The organism is Streptomyces boetiae (genome assembly GCF_031845405.1).
Lineage (GTDB): Bacteria > Actinomycetota > Actinomycetes > Streptomycetales > Streptomycetaceae > Streptomyces > Streptomyces boetiae.
On sequence record NZ_JAVREN010000042.1, the window covers coordinates 1 to 19,012 of the forward strand.

The window sequence follows — 19,012 nt, forward strand, 5'->3', positions numbered from 1 at the left end:
AGTGACGCGTGGGGGTTGGGGGTTGCCAGGCGGCACGGGGGGCGCCGGCGACGGGCCGGGGAACGCCCGGCAAAGGTGGCGTCTCCGGGTCTCGTTCCGTCAGTTCGGCGTGGCACAATCCGAAGGGAGCCAGTTGAAGCCCAGTTAGGTGGTGAGTTCGATGGACGAAGAGTCCGACCAGGGAGACATCAACAACATCATCGGCGGCATTGCTCCTGACTGGGGGCCGTTCTCCGATCTCGGAGCCGAGGCCCGCACGATGGTCCAGGTCGTCATGGCGATCGCCATCCTCATCTGCCTCGCCATCGCCATCTGGGGCGCGGCGAAGCAGCGGATCGGCTCGACGGCGCTGCGCGACTCCTTCAGCGCCGAGCAGGGCAAGGGCCTCATCGTCGCGGGGCTGACCGGGATCTTCATCATCGGGTCGCTCGGCACGCTGTTCACGATCGTCTACGGGATGGCGATCTAGACGGCTCGCGAACGGCGTTGCCCGTCCGCGTCCCGGTGGGGCGGACACGTACCCGGCGCCTCGCCGGAGTTGACCCACTACCCTCTCCCCTGCGAGCAATTCCCGGAGAGGACCGAGGAGTCGTGGCGGATGGGACGAGGTGAGCGCCGGCGCCGCTGCGCCATACCCGGCGCGCTGGCGGCCGCCCTCGCCGCCGCGCTGCTCGCCGGCTGCTCCGTGGGCCCCGCCGAGCGTCACGCCGCGTCGCTGCGGAGCGGGACGGAGTCCGAGGGGCCCGGCGAGGAGTCCCCGGGCGAGGAGACGGACGACCCGCGCGTGCCCGAGGACCCCGCGGAGAGCTCGCCGCCGCCCCCGTCCTCCGCGCCGCCGCCCACCGCGGCCCCGGAAGAGGGAACGGCCGAGGTGACCGACACGGTGGACATCGGGTCCGAGGCCGAATGCTGCCTCGCCGCGCTCGGGGACGGCGCCTTCCTGACGGGCGTCCGGGACACGGGGGCGATCAGCCTGGTCGACGCCGAGGGCGGCATCACGGAGCTGGGCTTCCTTCCCAGCGTCGCGGCGGGGGACGGCTGGCAGATGCTCGGCCTGGCGGCTCAGCCGGGTCTGGCGGACGGCGACTGGATCTACGCGTACGTCCGGGGGCCCTCGACCGGGAGGATCCTCAGGTTCCCCTACGACGCCTCGGGCGGGGAGAGTCCCCAGCTCAGTCCCAGTCAGCTCGCCCCGGTCTTCCCCGCCCCCGCGGGAGACGGCGTCGGCGTTCTCGCGTTCGGCCCCGACGGGATGTTGTACGTGGGGACCGGGGAGGGCGAGGGGGAGTTGGCGGGAGCCGTGCTGCGGATGGAGCCGGACGGGGACATGCCGGAGGGCCAGGACTCCTACGTCTACTCCTCGGGATACACCGATCCGCGGGGCCTGGCCTGGGACGGGGACCGGATGTGGGCCGTGGACGGCGGGGAGGGGACGCGGCTGTATTCCGTGGTGCCCGGGGCGGAGCCGGCGTTGCGGTGGGAGTCGGAGGAGGAGACGGCTGCCGGACTGGCGGAGGACCGAGGGGTGTTGTGGGTCCCGGTCGGCGGGGACGGCACCGCGGCGCTGCTGCGTTTTCCGCTCGAAGGAGTCGAGCTGGTTCGCGAGGAGCCGCAGCGCCTGCTGGACGGCGGGGAGTTGGGCGCGCCCCAGGGCGCCGCCGCCGTCGGCGCGGGCGAGTTGTGGGTGCCGACGGACGACGGCGTCCTGCGGGTGGAGGTCGAGTAGCGGCCTCAGCCGTCGAGGGCGACCGCGGGCGGGCCCTCCTGGGCCGGCACGGCGGGGCCGGAGCCGGCGGCGGTCTCGGCGAGGAAGTCGCGGATCGTACCGGCGACCAGGTCCGGCGCCTCCAGCATCGGCACGTGCCCGGCCTTCGGCAGCGTGGTGAACCGCGCCTCCGGCAGCCCGTCGCGGAAGACGCGGCTGTGGGAGCGCGGCGGGAGCACGCGGTCGGAGGCGCAGAAGACGACCTGCGTGGGGCAGGTGATCTCGTCCAGGCCCCTGATGCCGCCGTGGCGCAGCGCGGACGCGATGAACGGCAGGTGCCCGGAGCAGTGGGAGCTGGCCCGGATCATGTGGTGGGCGTTCTCGACGGAGACCTTGCGCGGGGCACGGCTGACGCTGCCGAGGAACTGGCGGCGGACGAACTCGTTGCGCAGCGCCGCCGCGGCGAAGATCCGCGAGGAGGGGTAGAGGGCGAGGAAGAGCGCGCCGGTGCGCAGCTCCGTGAGCGACCACTGGCGCCAGCCGCCGCCGGGGGCGATGGCGGTGACGGTGCGCGCCCGGCCCCGGCGGGCGAGTTCGAGGGAGATCCAGCCGCCGAGGGAATTGCCCGCGATGTGGCAGGTGGACCAGCCCTCCGCGTCGAGCATCCGCTCGACCGCGTCCGCCAAGCCCTTGATGCTCACGTCGCGGGCCCGCATGCGGGGACCGCCCCAGTGCGCGGGGAGGGTGGGGGCGAAGATCCGGTAGGAGTCCGACAGCTCGGCCGCCACGTCGGTCCACACGTGGTGGGAGAGCATGAAGGGGTGCAGGAGGAGAAGGGGTTCGCCCGCGCCGGTGCGCAAGGCCGGCTCGGGGGTGCGCGTGGGGCTCATCGTGGTCCTCCGGTGAGGCCGGGAGGCGGGCTCCCATTTTCCGACAAGAGTGTCCGTAATAGAGTGGAGCCGGAGTCAGACCCATGTCAACCACCTCGCCGCGCGGCCGCGGCAGACCCCGCAAGCTGCCCGTGGACGAGCAGCGCTCCCGGGTGCTGGCCGCCGCCCTCGCGGTCTTCGCCGAGGAGGGCGTGGGGGCCGCCACCATCGGGCGCATCGCCGCGGGCGCGGGGGTCTCCCGGCAGGCCGTCTACGAGCAGTTCGGCGACAAGGAGGAGCTGTTCCGGGAGGTCGTCAGCGACCTGGAGGAGCGGGCCGCGCGGGCGATGACCAGCGCGGTGACGGGCGGCGGCGCGCACCCCGACCTCCAGCCGTGGATGCGGCGGATGTACCGGTGGATGTTCGACTTCGCCGCCGAGAACCCGGGGGCCCTGGCCGTGCTGGTGGAGGCGGAGCGGCGCGGCGAGCCGGCGCTGACGCGGATGCAGGAGCGCTTCGCGCGGGTCTTCTCCGGGCCCAGCAGCGAGCGCTGGGCCGAGTACGGGGTGGACATCGGGCGGGCGCAGACGGCGCTGACCTCAATGTACGTCGGCATGACCGCCCTCGTGGTGAGCATGACCTGGCCCGACGGGACCCGCCCCGACGACGGGGCGCTCATCGACCTGCTCACCGAGTTCACCCTGGGCGGCCACGCCCGCCTCCTCACCCCGGCCGGCGCCGAGGTGATCGCCCGCCTCCGCAGCGACCCGCCCGCCGACGGCAGAAACGACCGGGGCGACGGAAACGACCGGGGCGACGGAAACGGCGAGGGCGGCGCCGGCCCCCCGGGCAACGGCCCCTGCACCTGCACCTGCTGACCGGACGGCCCGGCCCGCCCGCCCGCCAGGGCACCGCTCTCACACCGGATACCCACACGTCCCTCACGCGCGGATGCCAGCATAGGTACCTCGGACGGGCGCGAGCGCGGCCCGCACGGGAAAAGGGGAACCCCCCGGCGCCGTCCGCCCGGCCTGACCAAGAAGCGGTTCTCTCACTGGGGGATTGGTGTCTTTCCTGAGATTTCTGGAGGATGACGTGCGGGAGATGGCCAGGCGACTGGCCGCGAGCGGGGAGGAGATGCGGGCCGCCTCCCGGCACCTGGCCGGGACGGACGCCGGGCGGATCGGCACGGCGCACCTGGCGAGCCGCTGCGAGGACTTCGCCGACTCCTGGGACTACGGCTTCGGGCGGCTGTCCGACCTGACCGAGGGCATCGGCGAGGTGGCGACGAACGCCGCCGAAGCTCTCGACCAGGCCGACGCCGACCTGGAGAACGCCGCCCGGGAGCTGCGATCGCGCGACGGGCAGGGGAGCTGACCGAGGATGAACGACACGTACCCCCACCTGGGCTTCGACCCATGCCCCGGCGACGTCTCCGAGGCGGGGCGCATCGCCGGCGTCATGCGCGACGTGACCTCCCAGAGCTCCGGCACCCACGCCGCGCTCCTGGCCATCAACACCGACGGCGGCTCCTGGGTGGGGCGCGCCGCCGACGCGTTCGGCGACGCCTTCTCCGAGGTGCCACCGCACCTGGAGCGCGCGGTGAACGCCCTGGACGCCGCCTCCCGCGCCCTCCAGTCCTGGGTGACCGAGCTGGAGACCTTCCAGTCCAGGGCCCGGTCCCTGGAGGAGGAGGCCGCCCAGGCCCAGTCCGCCGTGAACGCCGCGCAGACCGCCCTGGACGGCATGCCCCCCGACACCGAGGGCATGACCGACGAGGAGCGCACGGCGCACGAGGACGAGGCCGAGCAGGGCCAGAGCCGCCTCACCACCGCCAACGCCGACCTGGCGTCGATCCGCACCCGCGCCGAGACCCTGAACGGCGAGTTCGTCAGCGCCGCGGAGGACACCGCCCGCCGCCTGGAGCGGGCCGGAGACGCCGCCCCGCCCGAGCCGGGGCTGTGGGACCGCGTCGCCGGTGCCCTGGAGAGCATCGGCGACTTCCTGGCCGACCTCGGCGAGTTCCTCCTCGATCCGGCCGTCTGGCGCGCGCTGGGCGACCTGTTCTCCAATATCGCGATGGTCCTGGGCACCATCTGCCTGATCATCATGATCTTCAGCAACCCCGCCGGGTGGCTCGTCGGCGCGGCCTTCGCCGCCTCCGCCCTGGCCCTCGGCTTCCACGCCGCCGCCCGGCTCGGCGGCGAGGACGTGGGCTGGGACACGCTGCTGTGCGACAGCCTCGGCGTCGTCGGCGGCGCACTCGGCCTGGCCGCGGGCCGCGTCGTGCAGGCAGGGCGGACCGCCGTGAACGCGGGGCGGGCCCTGCGGATCAGCGGTTCGGGCCGTCTGTTCAGCATGGACAGCCTCCGGCACGCCGTCTCGCCCTCCAACTGGTCCCTGTTCGGGGGAGCCGGGCGGGTCTGGGGCATCGGCGAGTACTTCCGGGGCGTCGGGCAGACCATGCGCGGCTGGCAGCTCATCGGCCTGGGCCAGGGCATGAACTGGGGCGGCTCGGTCGGCGGGAACACGGCGGCCTTCACGGACCTGTTCCGCAACTTCTCCACGCCCTTCCTCGCGCCGATCGACACCCTCGGCGACCTGTGGCCGGACGAGGACGGCAGCACCTCTTCGGCCGCCGCCGCGGTCAACCCCTCGGAGCGGCTGACGGCCGCCGGCGACGCGTTCATCAGCGAGCTGGACCGGTCCGACGTGGTGACGGCAGCGTGACCGCCGCTCGGAACGCCGCGGCCGGAGCCGCGCCGGCGCAGCCGTTCGACTACCGGTTCGCCTGCGAGGTGCCCGAGGACTTCGTGCCGCTTCCCCGGGCCGGGACGGACGAGGAGTGGCGGGAGGCGCTGCGCGAGCTGCTGCCGAAGGCCGAGGAGGACGCGCTCCATCTGGCCGCCGCCGCGCTGCAGGAGGCCCTGGCCCGCCTGACCCCGGAGAACACCGTCCGCACCGCGCTGTGCGTGGGACACCGCGACGACACGCTGGTGCTCGGCTTTCTCAGCGTCTCCGTCGCCCACACGGGCCACCGCAACGACCTGGTCGCCGCGGAGACGGTCTACCGGACCCTGCGGCAGGACCTGATCGGCAGCGGCGACGGCGCGGCGGTGACCCCGATCGACCGGCCGCGGGCCAAGGGGGTCCAGGGCCCGCAGGACACGATCCTCGCCGTCCGGCTCCCCTGCGGGCCCGCCGTGTCCCTGACCTCGCTGCGCGCGATGGTGCTGCCCCGGCCTCCCGGCGCGCAGGCGGAGGTGCGCGTCGGCGTCGCGAACCAGCAGCTGATCGTTCCGGCGCCGGACACCTGGTCCCTGTACGTCACGCTGTTCACGCCGACCCTCGCGCACGTGGACCTCTTCGGCGCGCAGCTCGCCGCCATCGGCAGAACGGTCACCTTCGACGTTCCCTCTCCGGCAGCCCCCGGCCAGGACGGGAAGCATGACTGACCCGCGGGAGGAACTGCTCGGCGAGCTGAGGTCGTTGACCGGCAGGCTGGAGGCGCTGGACGAGGAACACGTGCGCGCCACCGGCCCCGGCGCCGCGCTGGCCGCCGTGGCCGCCGCGCCGGCGGCGGCCGTCGTGGCGGGCGCGGCCCTCGTGCCGCTGCTCGACCCGGCCGGCCTGGGGTGGCTGGCCCTGGTCACCGTCCCCGCGGGCGGCGCGGCCGTGGCGCTCGCGTGGCGCGTGATCCGCCGCACCACCACGCCCCACGGGCCGGTCGGCGCCGCCTGCCGCGCCCTGCTGCGGCGGCGGGACGAGGTGCTCGACGCGCTCTACGCCCTCCCCGGCGGAACGTCCGGCGCCCCGGGCGCGGAGCCGGAAGCCGAGTGGAGGCGCATCGCCGAGGTGTACCGGGAGGTCGCCGACGCCGACCGGGCGGCGGCGCTCACGCGGCCCGGGGACGCGCGCGCGTCCGCCGGGCGGCTGGGACGGAACGCGGGCTGGTTCCTCGCCGGGCTGCTGCTGACCGGCCTGCTCGCGCTGCTGTGCGTGGGCGTCCCGGTGGGCGTGGCCGCCGACCCGGGCCTGTGGATTCTGCTCATGCCCCTGGCCGTCTGGGCCGCGGGCTGGGCACCCGTGCTCCGCGTCGCCTTCCTGAAGTCCCTGGGGCCGCCGCGCCGTGTGACCCGGACCAGGAAGCGCGGGTGGCGGGACGAGCTGGCCTACCGCCGGCACCGCCTGACCAGCGGCGGCGGGGTGGCTCCCTGGCGTTTCCCCGCCTTCCACGCCGAGCGGCTGTGGCGCTGGCTCGGGGGCCCGCTGTGGAGGGCGCTCGGGCTCTCCGCGGCCCGCTCGCCCGCCGAGGTGCTGCGCACGATGCCGGCCGGCGCCTCGTTCGCCCGCAAGTGGTACTGGCGCTGGGTGGGGCCGGGAACGGTTGCGCTGGCGGCCGTCGTGCTCGCCGCGGTCGCGCTGACCGTCCTGCGCGGCACTCCCTGAGAGCGCTTCCGCACAGGGCCGGGGGCGGCCCGGGGGGCGCGTGCGGGCGCGGAGAGGCGCAACGGCCGGGTGCGCGACGGGAGTAGGGCTGAGGCGGGCGTCGTTGTCGGACCCTGGCGGTAGCGTGAGAAGCGGGGTGGCGGACGACGAGCGGGAGGATGGCCAGGATGTACCGGATCGACGCCGAGCAGGCCGCCCGGCTGGACTGGATTCGCGCGGAGGTTGAGGACGGGAGCGACGAGCACTGCTTCGAAGTCGCCGCCGGCGAGGGCGACTTGATCCACATCCGGCAGACCGACGAGCCGGAGAAGATCGTCACCACCACGCAGGCCAAGTGGAACGCCTTCGTCCTCGGCGTGAGAAACGAGGAGTTCGACCACTTCATCGAGGGCCTGGGCGGCTTCGAGGCCGGGCCGCCGGCGCCGGCGGGCCCGGCCGCGCGGACGGAGGGCCCGGCCGAATGATCCCCGTCATCGACCTGGGCCCCTGGCGCTCCGGCGACGCGGAGGCCAGATCCGCCCTGGCCGCCACCGTGGACGAGGCCCTCGGCCGCGCCGGCTTCCTGCTGGTCACCGGGCACGGCGTGGACGCCGAGCTGCGCTCCCGCATCCGCTGTGCGGCACGGCAGTTCTTCCGGCTCCCGCGGGACGCCAAGCAGAGGTACGCCGTCCGCGTCGGCGAACGCGGCTGGCTCGGCCCAGGCGCGGAGGCCAACGGGTACGCCGAGGGCACCCCCACCCCGCCCGACCTGAAGGAGTCCTGGTCCTTCGCCGCCGAGGAGCCCTGCGGCGACCCGGCCGTGGACGCCGAGTGGTTCCGGCCGAACGTCTGGCCCGCCGAGGTCCCCCAGCTCCGCCTGCTCGTCACGGACTACCTCGACCGGATGCGGCGGCTTGCCGACGACCTGCTGCGGCTGATGGCCGTCGCCCTGGGCGCCCCCGAGGACTTCTTCACCCGGCACACCGCTCACCCCACCTTCGGGTTCAACATCAACTGGTATCCCGCCCGCGAGGCCACCGGCGCGCCCCTGCCCGGCCAGTTCCGCATCGGGCCGCACACCGACTTCGGCACGATCACCGTGCTGGACCGCCAGCAGGGCCGGGGCGGCCTCCAGGTCTGGGCGGACGGGCGGTGGGCGGACGCGCCCTTCGACCCCGCCGCCCTGACGGTGAACATCGGCGATCTGATGGCCCGGTGGACGGGCGACCGCTGGCGTTCCGGGCGGCACCGGGTGCTGCCGCCCCCGGCCGACGCCCCCGCGGAGGAGCTGACCTCCCTGGTCTACTTCTACGAGTGCGACCCCGGCACCCGCGTCGAGTCGCTTCCGGCCCCCGCTGGGCGGCGGCGGTACGAGCCCGTGGACAGCCACGCCTATCTGCGCGGCAGGCTGGAGGCCATCGCGGTGGACTGAGGGAGGGGCCGGGGGGCTCAGACGCCAAGGCCGCGCACCAGGAGGTCGGCCAGGGCGAAGCCGAAGAGGCTGATGCCCACGAAGCCGTTGACGGTGAAGAAGGCCCGGTTGACGCGCGAGAGGTCGCCGGGCCGCACCAGGGCGTGCTCGTAGACGAAGGCCCCGGCCACCACCACCAGGCCCGCCCACAGCAGCGGCCCGCCGTCCGTGGCGAGGGCGTACCAGGCGAAGAGGGCCAGCGTCACCGCGTGGCAGGCCCGCGCCCCGTACAGCGCGCCGGCGATCCCGAAGCGGGCCGGCAGCGAGCGCACCCCGTGCGCCCGGTCGGCCGCCACGTCCTGGCAGGCGTAGATCAGGTCGAAGCCGCCGATCCACAGCCCGACCGCGAGCCCCAGGATCACGGCCTCCCCGGACCAGGAGCCGGTCACCGCCAGCCAGCCGCCGACCGGGCCCATCGCCTGCGCGAGCCCCAGGATGGCGTGCGGGTAGTCGGTGAACCGCTTGCCGTAGGGGTAGACGACCATCGGCACCACGGCCACCGGCGCCAGCGCCAGGCACAGCGGGTTCAGCAGGGCACAGGCCCCGAGGAAGACCACGAGCGCGACCAGCGCCCCGCCCCGGGCGGTCCCCACCGACACCGCGCCGGTCACCAGCTCGCGCCCGGCGGTGCGCGGGTTGCGGGCGTCGATCTTGCGGTCGATGATCCGGTTCGCCGCCATGGCGAACGTCCGCAGCCCCACCATCGCGACGGTGACCAGGGCCAGCGTTCCCCACTCCACGGACTCGTCGGGCCCGTCGAGGTACATCGCGGTCAGCGCGGCGATATAGGCGAAGGGCAGGGCGAAGACGGAGTGCTCGATCATCACCAGGCGCAGGAACGACCGCACCCGCCCGCGCTCCGGGGGCCTGGCCGCCACGGCGCCGCCGGCCGTCACAGCCCGTACTCCTTCCACCGGCGGGTGACGCGTTCCGCCGTGTCCGGGTCGGAGACGATCATGCGCGGCCAGCCGCCCTCGCGGGCGTAGCCCTCCTCCGGCCACTTCTCGGTGGCGTCGATCCCGGCCTTGCCTCCCCAGAACTGCTGGTAGGAGGCGTGGTCGAGGTGGTCCACCGGTCCGGGGACCACCTGGAGGTCGTGCGTGTAGTCGACGTTGCCCAGCGCCCGCCAGGCGACCTCCGTCAGGTCGTGCACGTCGCAGTCGGCGTCCACCACCACGATCAGCTTGGTCAGCGACATCATGTGCGCGCCCCAGATCGCGGACATCACCTTCTGCGCGTGCTTGGGGTACTTCTTCTCGATCGAGACGATCGCGCAGTTGTGGAAGACGCCCGCCTCGGGGAGGTGGTAGTCCACCAGCTCCGGCACGATGATCTTCAGCAGCGGCAGGAAGAAGCGCTCGGTGGCGCGACCGAGCGGCCCGTCCTCGGTCGGCGGCCGGCCGACCACGATGGACTGGAGCAGCGGGTTCCTGCGGGTGGTGACGCAGTCGATGGTCAGCGCGGGGAAGGGCTCCTGCGGGGTGTAGAACCCGGTGTGGTCGCCGAAGGGCCCCTCCGGCAGCATCCGGCCCGGCTCCAGCCAGCCCTCCAGCACCACCTCGGCCTGCGCGGGCACCTGGAGCGGCACCGTCAGGCAGTCGACCAGCTCCACCCGCTTGCCCTGCACGAACCCGGCGAACAGGTACTCGTCGATGTCGCCGGGCAGCGGCGCGGTCGCCGCGTAGGTGACGGACGGCGGGCAGCCGAAGGCGATCGCGACCGGCAGCCGCTCGCCGCGCCGGGCGGCGACCTGGTAGTGGTTGCGGCTGTCCTTGTGGATCTGCCAGTGCATGCCGATGGTGCGGCGGTCGTGGCGCTGGAGCCGGTAGAGGCCCAGGTTGCGCACCCCGGTCTCGGGGTCCTTGGTGTGGGTCAGGCCGAGGTTGAAGAACGGGCCGCCGTCCTCGGGCCAGGTGAACAGGGCGGGCAGCCGCTCCAGGTCCACCTCCTCGCCCTTGTGGACGACCTCCTGCACGGGCGCGCTCTTCACCCTGCGCGGCGGCACGTGCGCCATCGAGGCCAGCTTGCCGAACGCCTCGCGCACGCCGGTGAACCCCTGCGGCAGCTCCGGCTTGAGCAGGCCGCCGATCTTCTCGCTGATCTCCTCGTAGGAGCGCAGGCCCAGGGCCTTGAGCAGCCTCCGGTCGGTGCCGAAGACGTTCATCGCCAGCGGCAGGTCCGAGCCCCGGACGTTCTCGAAGAGGAGCGCGGGGCCGCCGGCCTTGTTCACGCGGTCGGTGATCTCCCCGACCTCCAGGTGCGGGTCGACCTCGGCCTTGATCCGCTTCAGGTCGCCGTCCCGTTCGAGCGCCTTCAGCAACGCGCGGAGGTCGTCGTAAGCCATGCCGTTCAGTATTCACGACGCACTACCCTGGGCCTTGTCCAGGGGCCGGGCACACCGCCCGGCCCGGTACGACCAGGGGGACTACGATGCTGAGGGTGCTGCTGTTCCTGGTACCGCTGGCGCTGGCCGTCTACGCCCTGGTGGACTGCATCAGCTCCGACGAGGAGGAGATCCGCCACCTGCCGAAGCTGGTGTGGATCCTGCTGATCGTCGTGGCCTGGGTGATCGGCCCCCTGGCGTGGATCTTCGTCGGCCGCCGCAGGGGCGGTGGCCGCGGTCCGCTGCCGCGCCGCAACGCCCGGGGCCGGGGCGGCTGGGTGGCGCCGGACGACAACCCCGAGTTCCTGCGCGGGCTCGCCGAGGAGCGCCGCCTTGAGGAGCGCCGCAAGGCCCGGGAGGGCGAGCGGGACTCCGCGGCGGAGGCCGCGGAGGAGCGTCCGGCGGAGGACCGGGCCGAGCCCGAGGGCGAGCCCGAGCGGGACGGCCGGACCGAGGAGGAGCTGCTCGCCGAGTGGGAGGAGGACCTGCGCCGCCGCGACGGCGGCGACGAGGACCCCCCGGGCGGCGGCAGCGGGCGGCCGTAAGGGCCCTAAGAGGGCGACCGACCGCCCACCGCCGCGAGCGGCCGTTACACGCCGCCGTACGAGTGCAGGCTGTCGAAGAAGATGTTGACGCCGTAGTAGTTCACCAGGAAGCACACGAAGCCGGCGATGGCCAGGTACGCCGCCTTGCGGCCCTTCCACCCGGCCGTGGCGCGGGCGTGCAGGTAGCAGGCGTAGGCGACCCAGGTGATGAACGCCCACACCTCCTTGGGGTCCCAGCCCCAGTAGCGGCCCCAGGCGCTCTCCGCCCAGATCGCGCCCGCGATGATCGTGAACGTCCACACGGGGAAGACCGCCGCGTTGATCCGGTACGCGAACTTGTCGAGCGTCACCGAGGAGGGCAGCCGCTCCAGGATCGAGGCGCCGCGCGGCCGGGCCTGCGGGTCGGCGGCGAGCGCCGCCTCGTGCCGGTCGCGCAGCAGGAACAGCGCGGAGGAGATCGCGCCGACGTAGAACAGGCCGCCGCAGACGATGGCCAGGGGGACGTGGATCCACATCCACACCGAGTCCAGCGCGGGCACGAGCTGCGCGGTCTCGGTGTAGAGCACGGTCACGGCCAGGCCCAGGTCGAGCAGCACGGTGGTGACCAGCGGCAGGCCCATCCAGCGGACGTTCTTGCGGGCGAGCAGGAAGGCGAGGAAGGCGGCGACGACCACCATCGAGAAGGCCGTGGAGAACTCGTACATGTTGCCCCAGGGCCCGCGCTCCACGGAGATCGCGCGGCTGAGCACCCCGCCGAAGTGGAGCAGGAACGCCAGCGTGGTCAGCGAGACCGCGATCCGCCCGTAGGTGTCCCCGCGCTCGTCGCCGCCCGCGGCGCCCGGCCCGTCCGGGACCTCGGGGCGGCCGGGGCCGGTGGAGCGGGTGACGACCTCCGGCGCGGCCGGGCGTTCCAGCACGGTGGTCGACCCGCCCTTGCGGACGGCCACGGAGATCGTCGCGGGGGCGGCGGCTGCCCGGGCCGGGCGCTCCGCGTCCAGGGCCGCGGCGGTGCGGCCCACGCGGCTGCGGCTGCCGAAGATCCATTCGGCGGTGTAGGCGAGGAACGCCACGGCGTAGACGGCCATGGCCGAGTAGATCAGCGCGTTGCTGACGTCGGCCAGGCCCTCGTTCGCGGCGAGGTTCACGGAGACGTTCGCAGCGAGATTCATGGGCGTGCTGCTCCTTCCGCGGCGGCGGATTCGGCGGGGGCGGATTCGGCGGCGTGCGGGGAGGGGACGGGGTCGGGGGGCGTGCCGGGGCCGTCGCCGGGGCCGTCGTCCGGGCCCTCCCCCGGCGGGGCGGCGGCTGGGGGCGCCTCGGGCTGGAGGCGGGCGGCGAGGCGGGCCAGCTCCTCGGGGACCTTGCCGGACTCGGTGCGGCCCAGGGCGGCCATCTCCACGACGGTGGTCCCGTCCCCGGCGGACGCGGCCCGCACCCACACGCGCCGGCGCTGGAGCAGCAGCGAGCCGGCCAGCCCCGCCACGGCGGCGAAGGCGCCGGCCAGCGCCCAGTCGTTGCCGGCCTTGGTGGTGACCTGGAAGGTCGCCCACTCCTCCAGCTCGCTGTCCATCGAGATGGTGCCCAGGCCGTCGGGCAGCTCGTAGCTCTGCCCGGGGTGGAGGTTGAAGCGCAGGGGCTCGCCGCTCTCGTCGGTCAGCTGCTCCATGTTGCGGGTCTGGAGCTGGTAGACGTTCTGCGGGATGCCGGAGTTGACCCCGAGGTCGCCGCGGAAGGCGGTGAGCGTGAGCACCGGGCTGTCGGGCTCGGGGAACGTCGAGTGCGGGCCGCGCACCGCGTCGAGGGCGTAGGTGGGGCTGAAGATGCCCTGGAAGCCGAGCTGGTCGCGCGCGCCCTCCGCGTCGCGGTAGTCGCTGACCTTGATCACGCCCGTGGAGGTGAGCGCGGCGTCCTGCGGGAGGAACGGCACGGGGCCGTGGAAGGCGGTGCGCCCCTGGCCGTCGGTGACCGTCACCACGGGGGCGTAGCCGTGGCCCAGGAGGCGGACGCGCGCGTCGCCCACGGTCAGCGGGTCGTTGACCGTGATCGTGGTCTCGCGCTCGGGGCCGTCCGGGGTCCAGTAGGTGACGTCGGCGCGGAAGTCGGTGGGGGTGCCCAGGTCGGGGCCCTCGCGGACGAACTCGGCCTCGAACTCCTCCAGCGTGAAGCCGAAGGGCTCCAGGCCGTCCACGTCGAAGAGCCGCCCGGACTCGAAGTCGTCGTACTGGGTGAGGGTGTTGCTGAAGCCCTCGCCCTGGACGATCAGCTTGCCGCCCTCGGCGTAGGAGAGGCGTCCGGCGGCGAAGGCGATCAGCAGCACGATCAGGGCGAGGTGGAAGACCAGGTTGCCGGCCTCGCGCAGGTAGCCCTTCTCGGCGGCCACGTGGTCGGCGGCGGCCTCGGCGCGGAAGCGGCGCCTGCGCAGCACGGCGCGCGCGGCCTGAAGCACGCGTTCCGGCGGGGCCTCGGTGCGCCAGGTGGTGTAGGCGGGCATCCGGTCCAGCCGGCGCGGGGCGCGGGGCGGCCGGCCGCGAAGCTGCCCGACGAACTGCCAGCTTCGCGGCACGATGCAGCCGATCAGCGAGACGAACAGCAGCAGGTAGATCGCGGAGAACCAGACGGAGGAGTAGACGTCGAAGAGCTGGAGGCGCTCGTAGAACTCCGAGAGGCCGGGGTTGCGGACCCGGAAGTCCTGGGCGAGCGTGGCGTCCACGTCGTCCTGGGGGATCATCGAGCCGGGGATCGAGGCCAGGGCCAGGAGGAAGAGCAGCAGCAGGGCGATCCGCATGGAGGTCAGCTGCCGCCAGAACCACCGCGCCCAGCCGGTCAGCTCGCGCAGCAGCCAGGCCGCGGCGCCACGCGCGCCCGGCGCGCGGACCCCGCCGAAGGTGCCCTCGCCGGCCGCGGGGGCGGGCGCGGGCGGCGGGTCCTCCAGCGGCGCGGTGGACAGGCCGAGGGCGGCCTCGGCCTCGTCGCGGCCCACCGTCCCGTCCGGGGCCGCCGTGGCGGTGGCGCCGGAGGCGGCGGGGGCGGCCGTTGCGGTCTCGTCCGTGGTCATGGCTGTCAGATCCAAACGTCGAAGTCCGAGGACCAGACCTGCATTTCGTAGACCAGGTCGGCCCACACGCCGGTGATCAGCAGCAGCCCGGTCGCGATCAGCATCCCGCCCCCGAGGCGCATCACCCACACGTAGTGCCGCTTGACCCAGGCGAACGCCCCGAGCGTACGCCGGAACGCGAGCGCGGCGACCACGAACGGCAGGCCCAGACCCAGGCAGTAGACGAACGTCAGCAGCGCGCCCCGGGCCGCGGTGGCCTCGTTGATCGCCAGGAACTGCACGGCGGCCAGCGTCGGGCCGATGCAGGGGGTCCAGCCCACCCCGAAGACCACGCCGAGCATCGGCGCGCCGGCCAGCCCTATCGAGGGCCGCAGGTGCAGGCGGAACTCCCTGCCGCTGAGGCGGGGCAGCAGGCCGGTGAAGACGATGCCCAGCACGATGGTCAGGGCGCCGACGACCCGGTTCAGGGTCTCCTGGTGGATCAGCAGCTCGCGCCCGAGCGTGCCGAAGAGGGCGCCGGTGGAGACGAAGACGGCCGAGAAGCCGAGCACGAACAGGACCGCGCCCAGGAGCATCCGCCCACGCCTGGCCTCGGCCAGGTCCGCGCCGCCCACACCGGTGACGTAGGAGAGGTAGCCGGGGACCAGGGGCAGGACACAGGGGGAGAAGAACGACATCAGCCCGCCGAACAGCGCCACCGGCAGGGCCAGCAGCAGCGCTCCGCTGAGGACGGTCTGGTTGGCATCCACGGTCCGTGTCCCTGTCTCTGTCCCTGTCCGTGTCCCTGTCCGTGTCCCCGGGCCCTCAGCCCTCGGTCGTGTCCTCGGCCAGCACGGGGGCGAGCGCGGCGCGCAGCTCCTCCTCGGTGAGGGGCTTCAGGGCGCGGGCGGCGATCCGGCCGTCCCGGTCGATGATCAGGGTGGTCGGGATGGCCTGGGGGTTCAGCGACCCGGCGGGGAACTCCAGCAGGAGGCGGCCGTCGGGGTCGTAGAGGCTGGGGTAGGGGACGTCGTGGTTGTCCTCGAAGGCCACGGCGTTCTCCCGGGAGCGGTCGCGGGTGTTGATGCCGACGAACTGCACGCCCTGGTCGGCGGTGTCGTTGGCGACCCGGACGAAGTTGTCCGCCTCGGCGATGCAGGGCGGGCACCACGAGCCCCAGATGTTCAGCACGACGACCTGGCCGCGGTAGTCGGACAGGGACAGCGGCTCGCCGTCCACCGTATCGCCGGTCAGGTCGGGGGCGGTCTCCCGGTCGGCCGCTGCGACCTGGGTGATCTCGCCCGTGCCCTGCACGATGCCTGTGTCGCCGCCGGAGGGGCCGGCCTGGTCACCGGAGCACGCGGTGAGGGCCAGGGCGGCGGCGCCGGCCCCGGCCGCCAGGGCCATGCGGACAGCCCGGAACTGGATCATGTGAAAAGTTTCCCATGCTGCTTCGGGCGATCTTCCCCGCCCCCCTGGTCCGGGATGTCTCCCTGGTCAGAGGGCCTTCCGGGCTTCCGGGACCGGCCTCCTGAGACACGCCTCTCGGGACCGGCCCCCTCCGGCCGGCTCAGGCCCCGTAGCCCGCGCCCGCGCCCTGGGGCGGCTTGGCCCGCGCCCCGGCCCGCAGGTGCGGGGGCACCAGGTCGAGCGCGGGCTCGCTGTAGGTGACCGCCACGATGTCGTCGCCGATGAAGGTGAAGGAGGTCAGGGACGCGAGGGTGCACTGCCGGCTGCGCGGGTCGTGCCACAGCCGCCGCCGCTCCACCTGGCTGCGCAGGATCCAGATCGGGAGCTGGTGGCTGACGCAGACCGCCTCGTGCCCGCGCGCCGCGTCCCGCGCGGCGTCCAGCGCGCCGCGCATCCGCACGGCCTGGTCCACGTAGGGCTCGCCCCAGGAGGGGCGGAAGGGGTTGCGCAGGTGGCGCCAGTTGCCGGGCTTGCGCAGCGCGCCGTCGCCGACGCCGAAGGCCCGGCCCTGGAAGACGTTCTCCGCCTCGATCAGCCGCCGGTCGGTGTCCGTGCTCAGGCCGTGGGCCTCGGCGATGGGCGCGGCGGTCTCCTGGGCGCGTTCCAGGGGCGAGGCGACGACGTGGGTGACGTCCCGCCCGCCCAGGTACTCGGCCACGCGCTCGGCCATCCGCCGCCCCAGCGCGGAGAGGTGGAACCCGGGCAGCCGCCCGTACAGGACGCCCTCCGGGTTCTCCACCTCCCCGTGCCGGAGCACGTGCACGACCGTGCGCTCGCCGCCGCGGGCTGCGCCGCCGCTGCCCCGGCCGGGGCCCGCCCCGGCGTGCTCCACCGCGCCGCCGCCGTCGTCGGCCCCGGCGCGCCCGTGGCCGTCTTCCGCGGCGCGCCCTCCGGCGTTCGCGGCGCCGTCGCCGCTGTCGTTCCCGCTGCCCGTCATCCTCGTCGCCTCTCCCCGTGTCGCTCCCCGTATCTCCGGCGGCCGGCCGCCCGGCTCCGCCCGGCTGCCGTCCTCCGCCGCGCCGCGCGGCAACGCGCCTGTCACGGCCGTTCCGCCAAGGCCGCCGCGCGGGCCGCGAACGGCAGCGCCTCCGCGATCCGCTCCAGCGCCGCCGCGTCGTGGGCCGTGGAGACGAACCACGCCTCGAACGCCGAGGGCGGCAGGTAGACCCCGCGCTCCAGCATCGCGTGGAAGAAGGCCGTGAAGCGGAAGGTCTCCTGCGCCCTGGCCGCCGCGAAGTCCGTGACCTCCCCGGCGCCGGGCGCGGTGAAGAACACCGAGAACATGTTGCCCGCCACGCCCACGTGGTGCGCCACGCCCTCCTTGGCCAGCGCCGCGGAGACCAGCCCGCGCAGCTCGGCGGAGGTGGCGTCCAGCCGCTCGTAGGCCGCCGCGTCCAGCAGGCGTAGCTGCGCCAGGCCCGCCGCGGTGGCCACCGGGTTCCCCGAGAGCGTTCCGGCCTGGTAGACCGGCCCGGCGGGCGCGAGCTGCGCCATCACCTCGGCCCGCCCGCCGAAGGCCGCGGCCGGGAACCCGCCGCCCATCACCTTGCCGAACGTCATCAGGTCGGGCGTCACGCGCTCGATCCCGTACCACCCCTGCGGGCCGACCCGGAAGCCGGTCATCACCTCGTCGGAGATCAGCAGCGCGCCGTGCCGCGCGCACAGCTCGGCCAGGCCGCGGGTGAAGCCGGGGCCGGGCGGGACCACGCCCATGTTGCCGGGCGCGGCCTCGGTGATGACGCACGCGACCGCGCCGGGGTGCGCCTCGAAGGCCGCCGCCACGGCCGGGAGATCGTTGTAGGGCAGCACCAGCGTCTCCCCGGCCTGCGCGCCGGTGACGCCCGGGGTGTCCGGCAGCGCGAAGGTCGCCAGGCCCGAACCGGCCGAGGCCAGCAGGGAGTCCACGTGCCCGTGGTAGCAGCCGGCGAACTTGATCACCTTGGAACGCCCGGTGTGGCCGCGGGCGAGCCGGATCGCCGACATCGTGGCCTCGGTCCCCGAGGAGACCAGGCGGACCTGCTCGACGGGCGCCACGCGGCCGGTGATCTCCTCCGCGAGCTCGACCTCGCCCGGGGTGGGCGTGCCGAACGAGGTGCCGCGGGCCGCGGCCTCCCGCACGGCCTCCAGCACGCCCGGGTGGGCGTGGCCGAGGATCGCCGGTCCCCAGGAGCAGACGAGGTCCACGTACTCCCGCCCGTCGGCGTCCGTCAGGTACGGTCCAGAGCCGGACACCATGAACCGGGGCGTTCCGCCCACGGCACCGAAGGCGCGCACCGGCGAGTTCACGCCGCCGGGGGTCACGCGGGCGGCGCGGGCGAAGAGCGTCTGGGAGACTGTCTCTTCGAAGGATTCGGAGGCTTGGGTCACGCGGTCCATGGTGACATCAGCCCCTCACAGCTCGGTGTCAGGGCGTTTCGCTGCCGTCTGGAAGGGGATGGGTTCAAACGATGATCGGGTCGCGCGGCGGGGGTCGCGGATAATCAGGTGGTGACATGCAGCGCGGTGGGGAGATCGGCGAAGGAGCCGGGGGCATTGACCCCGAGCCGGCGCCCCGCGCCCGTGCGCGCAGGGGCCGTCATCGCCGCCGGGTCGAGAGCGGTGAGTGGGAGCTGCGGAGCCGGGGCGGCGGGCGGATGACCGTTACCTACAAGTACTTCGGGGCGCCGGACGGCGCGACGGCGGCGCGGGTGCCGCTGTCGATGCGTCCGGAGGAGCTGGGCGGGGACGAGCTCGGCCAGGGCATGTTCACGCACATCAAGCCCGAGACGATGGCCGCCATGGTCCTCACCGGCATCGAGGGCATACCCCTGCACCGGGTGCCCCCGCTGGAGCTGGTCGTGCTGCACCCGGACTACGCGGTGGTGAAATTGCCCACAACGGTGGTGGACCCGCTGCGCGGCGTCGGCGACGAGACGGTCGGCGCGGCGGCGTTCATCTGGTCGACCGTGCCGGACCGCAGCGGCCCGAGCGACCCCTTCGGGGTCTACCGGCTGCTGCACGAGTGGCAGGACTTCTCCCGCCGCCTCCACGAGGCGGGGCACCAGCCGTACTGCCTGGTCTGGCCCTGAGGCGAGCCGCTCCGCTCCTGACATTCCCGGCATCCCGCG

Annotated in this window: 20 protein-coding genes; 11 read left to right on the top strand and 9 right to left on the bottom strand. The window is 74.1% G+C overall.

The genetic code is table 11. The features are described 5' to 3' along the window. Positions 1-160 precede the first annotated feature (160 nt). Together RM780_RS22005 and RM780_RS22010 are read left to right on the top strand one after the other, a co-directional pair. Complete coding sequence (locus RM780_RS22005) at positions 161-469, top strand: hypothetical protein (protein ID WP_311632575.1); 309 nt, start codon at positions 161-163, stop codon at positions 467-469. A 129-nt stretch (positions 470-598) separates the two neighbouring features. Next, the gene (locus RM780_RS22010) at positions 599-1,726 is read left to right on the top strand and encodes a PQQ-dependent sugar dehydrogenase (RefSeq protein WP_311632576.1); all 1,128 of its coding nucleotides are present in this window, start codon (positions 599-601) and stop codon (positions 1,724-1,726) included. Positions 1,727-1,731: 5 nt separating this feature from the next. Here the strand turns inward: RM780_RS22010 and RM780_RS22015 are convergent, their stop codons facing one another. After that, entirely contained in the window at positions 1,732-2,595 is an 864-nt protein-coding gene (locus tag RM780_RS22015) for an alpha/beta fold hydrolase (protein ID WP_311632577.1), read from the bottom strand. A gap of 83 nt (positions 2,596-2,678) precedes the next feature. Here RM780_RS22015 and RM780_RS22020 point away from each other — a divergent pair, with 83 nt between their 5' ends. The 7 genes from RM780_RS22020 (at position 2,679) to RM780_RS22050 (ending at position 8,434) form a co-directional block, all read left to right on the top strand. Beyond that, the gene (locus tag RM780_RS22020; RefSeq protein ID WP_311632578.1) at positions 2,679-3,452 is read left to right on the top strand and encodes a TetR/AcrR family transcriptional regulator; all 774 of its coding nucleotides are present in this window, start codon (positions 2,679-2,681) and stop codon (positions 3,450-3,452) included. Positions 3,453-3,678: 226 nt separating this feature from the next. Next, positions 3,679-3,951: a hypothetical protein gene (locus RM780_RS22025; protein WP_311632579.1), complete on the top strand. Its 273-nt coding sequence runs from the start codon at positions 3,679-3,681 to the stop codon at positions 3,949-3,951. Positions 3,952-3,957: 6 nt separating this feature from the next. Continuing rightward, positions 3,958-5,304 carry a putative T7SS-secreted protein gene (locus tag RM780_RS22030; RefSeq protein WP_311632580.1) on the top strand — a complete coding sequence of 449 codons (1,347 nt, stop codon included), beginning with the start codon at positions 3,958-3,960 and terminating at the stop codon, positions 5,302-5,304. Continuing rightward, positions 5,301-6,029 (top strand): hypothetical protein, encoded by a 729-nt coding sequence (locus RM780_RS22035; RefSeq protein WP_311632581.1) that lies wholly within the window; start codon positions 5,301-5,303, stop codon positions 6,027-6,029. The genes RM780_RS22030 and RM780_RS22035 overlap by 4 nt, the downstream gene beginning before the upstream one ends. Beyond that, complete coding sequence (locus RM780_RS22040; RefSeq protein WP_311632582.1) at positions 6,022-7,023, top strand: hypothetical protein; 1,002 nt, start codon at positions 6,022-6,024, stop codon at positions 7,021-7,023. Before RM780_RS22035 ends, RM780_RS22040 begins: the two co-directional genes overlap by 8 nt. A 158-nt stretch (positions 7,024-7,181) precedes the next feature. Next, positions 7,182-7,487, top strand: coding sequence for a DUF397 domain-containing protein (locus RM780_RS22045; protein ID WP_311632583.1), 306 nt, complete (start codon positions 7,182-7,184; stop codon positions 7,485-7,487). After that, positions 7,484-8,434: an isopenicillin N synthase family dioxygenase gene (locus tag RM780_RS22050; RefSeq protein WP_311632584.1), complete on the top strand. Its 951-nt coding sequence runs from the start codon at positions 7,484-7,486 to the stop codon at positions 8,432-8,434. The genes RM780_RS22045 and RM780_RS22050 overlap by 4 nt, the downstream gene beginning before the upstream one ends. A gap of 17 nt (positions 8,435-8,451) precedes the next feature. On the opposite strand, the gene mqnP is transcribed toward RM780_RS22050, so the two are convergent. Both mqnP and RM780_RS22060 read right to left on the bottom strand, forming a co-directional pair. Beyond that, positions 8,452-9,369, bottom strand: a complete 918-nt coding sequence (gene mqnP / locus RM780_RS22055) for a menaquinone biosynthesis prenyltransferase MqnP (protein ID WP_311632585.1) — start codon at positions 9,367-9,369, stop codon at positions 8,452-8,454. Beyond that, a complete protein-coding gene (locus RM780_RS22060; protein ID WP_311632586.1) occupies positions 9,366-10,817 on the bottom strand; it encodes a menaquinone biosynthesis decarboxylase in 1,452 nt (483 codons plus the stop codon). Before RM780_RS22060 ends, mqnP begins: the two co-directional genes overlap by 4 nt. 86 nt (positions 10,818-10,903) lie before the next feature. Here RM780_RS22060 and RM780_RS22065 point away from each other — a divergent pair, with 86 nt between their 5' ends. Next, positions 10,904-11,401, top strand: a complete 498-nt coding sequence (locus tag RM780_RS22065; RefSeq protein WP_311632587.1) for a PLD nuclease N-terminal domain-containing protein — start codon at positions 10,904-10,906, stop codon at positions 11,399-11,401. A gap of 44 nt (positions 11,402-11,445) precedes the next feature. On the opposite strand, the gene ccsB is transcribed toward RM780_RS22065, so the two are convergent. The 6 genes from ccsB to hemL form a co-directional block, all read right to left on the bottom strand. Then, the gene (gene ccsB, locus RM780_RS22070; RefSeq protein ID WP_311632588.1) at positions 11,446-12,570 is read right to left on the bottom strand and encodes a c-type cytochrome biogenesis protein CcsB; all 1,125 of its coding nucleotides are present in this window, start codon (positions 12,568-12,570) and stop codon (positions 11,446-11,448) included. Further along, positions 12,567-14,456, bottom strand: coding sequence for a cytochrome c biogenesis protein ResB (resB, locus tag RM780_RS22075; protein ID WP_311632589.1), 1,890 nt, complete (start codon positions 14,454-14,456; stop codon positions 12,567-12,569). The genes ccsB and resB overlap by 4 nt, the downstream gene beginning before the upstream one ends. A gap of 5 nt (positions 14,457-14,461) precedes the next feature. After that, positions 14,462-15,205, bottom strand: a complete 744-nt coding sequence (locus tag RM780_RS22080; RefSeq protein WP_311632590.1) for a cytochrome c biogenesis CcdA family protein — start codon at positions 15,203-15,205, stop codon at positions 14,462-14,464. A 55-nt stretch (positions 15,206-15,260) separates the two neighbouring features. Next, positions 15,261-15,866 (bottom strand): TlpA family protein disulfide reductase, encoded by a 606-nt coding sequence (locus tag RM780_RS22085; protein ID WP_311632591.1) that lies wholly within the window; start codon positions 15,864-15,866, stop codon positions 15,261-15,263. Between the two features lie 139 nt (positions 15,867-16,005). Next, entirely contained in the window at positions 16,006-16,842 is an 837-nt protein-coding gene (locus RM780_RS22090) for a histidine phosphatase family protein (RefSeq protein ID WP_311632592.1), read from the bottom strand. 101 nt (positions 16,843-16,943) lie between these two features. Continuing rightward, positions 16,944-18,272: a glutamate-1-semialdehyde 2,1-aminomutase gene (gene hemL / locus RM780_RS22095; RefSeq protein WP_311632593.1), complete on the bottom strand. Its 1,329-nt coding sequence runs from the start codon at positions 18,270-18,272 to the stop codon at positions 16,944-16,946. A gap of 125 nt (positions 18,273-18,397) precedes the next feature. On the opposite strand from hemL, the gene RM780_RS22100 reads away from it, so the two are divergent. Then, positions 18,398-18,973, top strand: coding sequence for a hypothetical protein (locus tag RM780_RS22100; protein ID WP_311632594.1), 576 nt, complete (start codon positions 18,398-18,400; stop codon positions 18,971-18,973). Positions 18,974-19,012: the final 39 nt, after the last annotated feature.

Coding starts and splice junctions, on each gene's coding strand:
- RM780_RS22050 (WP_311632584.1), top strand. CDS start 7,484: ATGATCCCCGTCATCGACCTGGGCCCCTGGCGCTCCGGCGACGCGGAG.
- RM780_RS22005 (WP_311632575.1), top strand. CDS start 161: ATGGACGAAGAGTCCGACCAGGGAGACATCAACAACATCATCGGCGGC.
- RM780_RS22015 (WP_311632577.1), bottom strand. CDS start 2,595: ATGAGCCCCACGCGCACCCCCGAGCCGGCCTTGCGCACCGGCGCGGGC.
- RM780_RS22085 (WP_311632591.1), bottom strand. CDS start 15,866: ATGATCCAGTTCCGGGCTGTCCGCATGGCCCTGGCGGCCGGGGCCGGC.
- RM780_RS22065 (WP_311632587.1), top strand. CDS start 10,904: ATGCTGAGGGTGCTGCTGTTCCTGGTACCGCTGGCGCTGGCCGTCTAC.
- RM780_RS22090 (WP_311632592.1), bottom strand. CDS start 16,842: ATGACGGGCAGCGGGAACGACAGCGGCGACGGCGCCGCGAACGCCGGA.
- RM780_RS22100 (WP_311632594.1), top strand. CDS start 18,398: ATGCAGCGCGGTGGGGAGATCGGCGAAGGAGCCGGGGGCATTGACCCC.
- RM780_RS22040 (WP_311632582.1), top strand. CDS start 6,022: ATGACTGACCCGCGGGAGGAACTGCTCGGCGAGCTGAGGTCGTTGACC.
- RM780_RS22020 (WP_311632578.1), top strand. CDS start 2,679: ATGTCAACCACCTCGCCGCGCGGCCGCGGCAGACCCCGCAAGCTGCCC.
- ccsB (WP_311632588.1), bottom strand. CDS start 12,570: ATGAATCTCGCTGCGAACGTCTCCGTGAACCTCGCCGCGAACGAGGGC.
- RM780_RS22045 (WP_311632583.1), top strand. CDS start 7,182: ATGGCCAGGATGTACCGGATCGACGCCGAGCAGGCCGCCCGGCTGGAC.
- RM780_RS22025 (WP_311632579.1), top strand. CDS start 3,679: ATGGCCAGGCGACTGGCCGCGAGCGGGGAGGAGATGCGGGCCGCCTCC.
- RM780_RS22030 (WP_311632580.1), top strand. CDS start 3,958: ATGAACGACACGTACCCCCACCTGGGCTTCGACCCATGCCCCGGCGAC.
- RM780_RS22010 (WP_311632576.1), top strand. CDS start 599: ATGGGACGAGGTGAGCGCCGGCGCCGCTGCGCCATACCCGGCGCGCTG.
- RM780_RS22060 (WP_311632586.1), bottom strand. CDS start 10,817: ATGGCTTACGACGACCTCCGCGCGTTGCTGAAGGCGCTCGAACGGGAC.
- resB (WP_311632589.1), bottom strand. CDS start 14,456: ATGACCACGGACGAGACCGCAACGGCCGCCCCCGCCGCCTCCGGCGCC.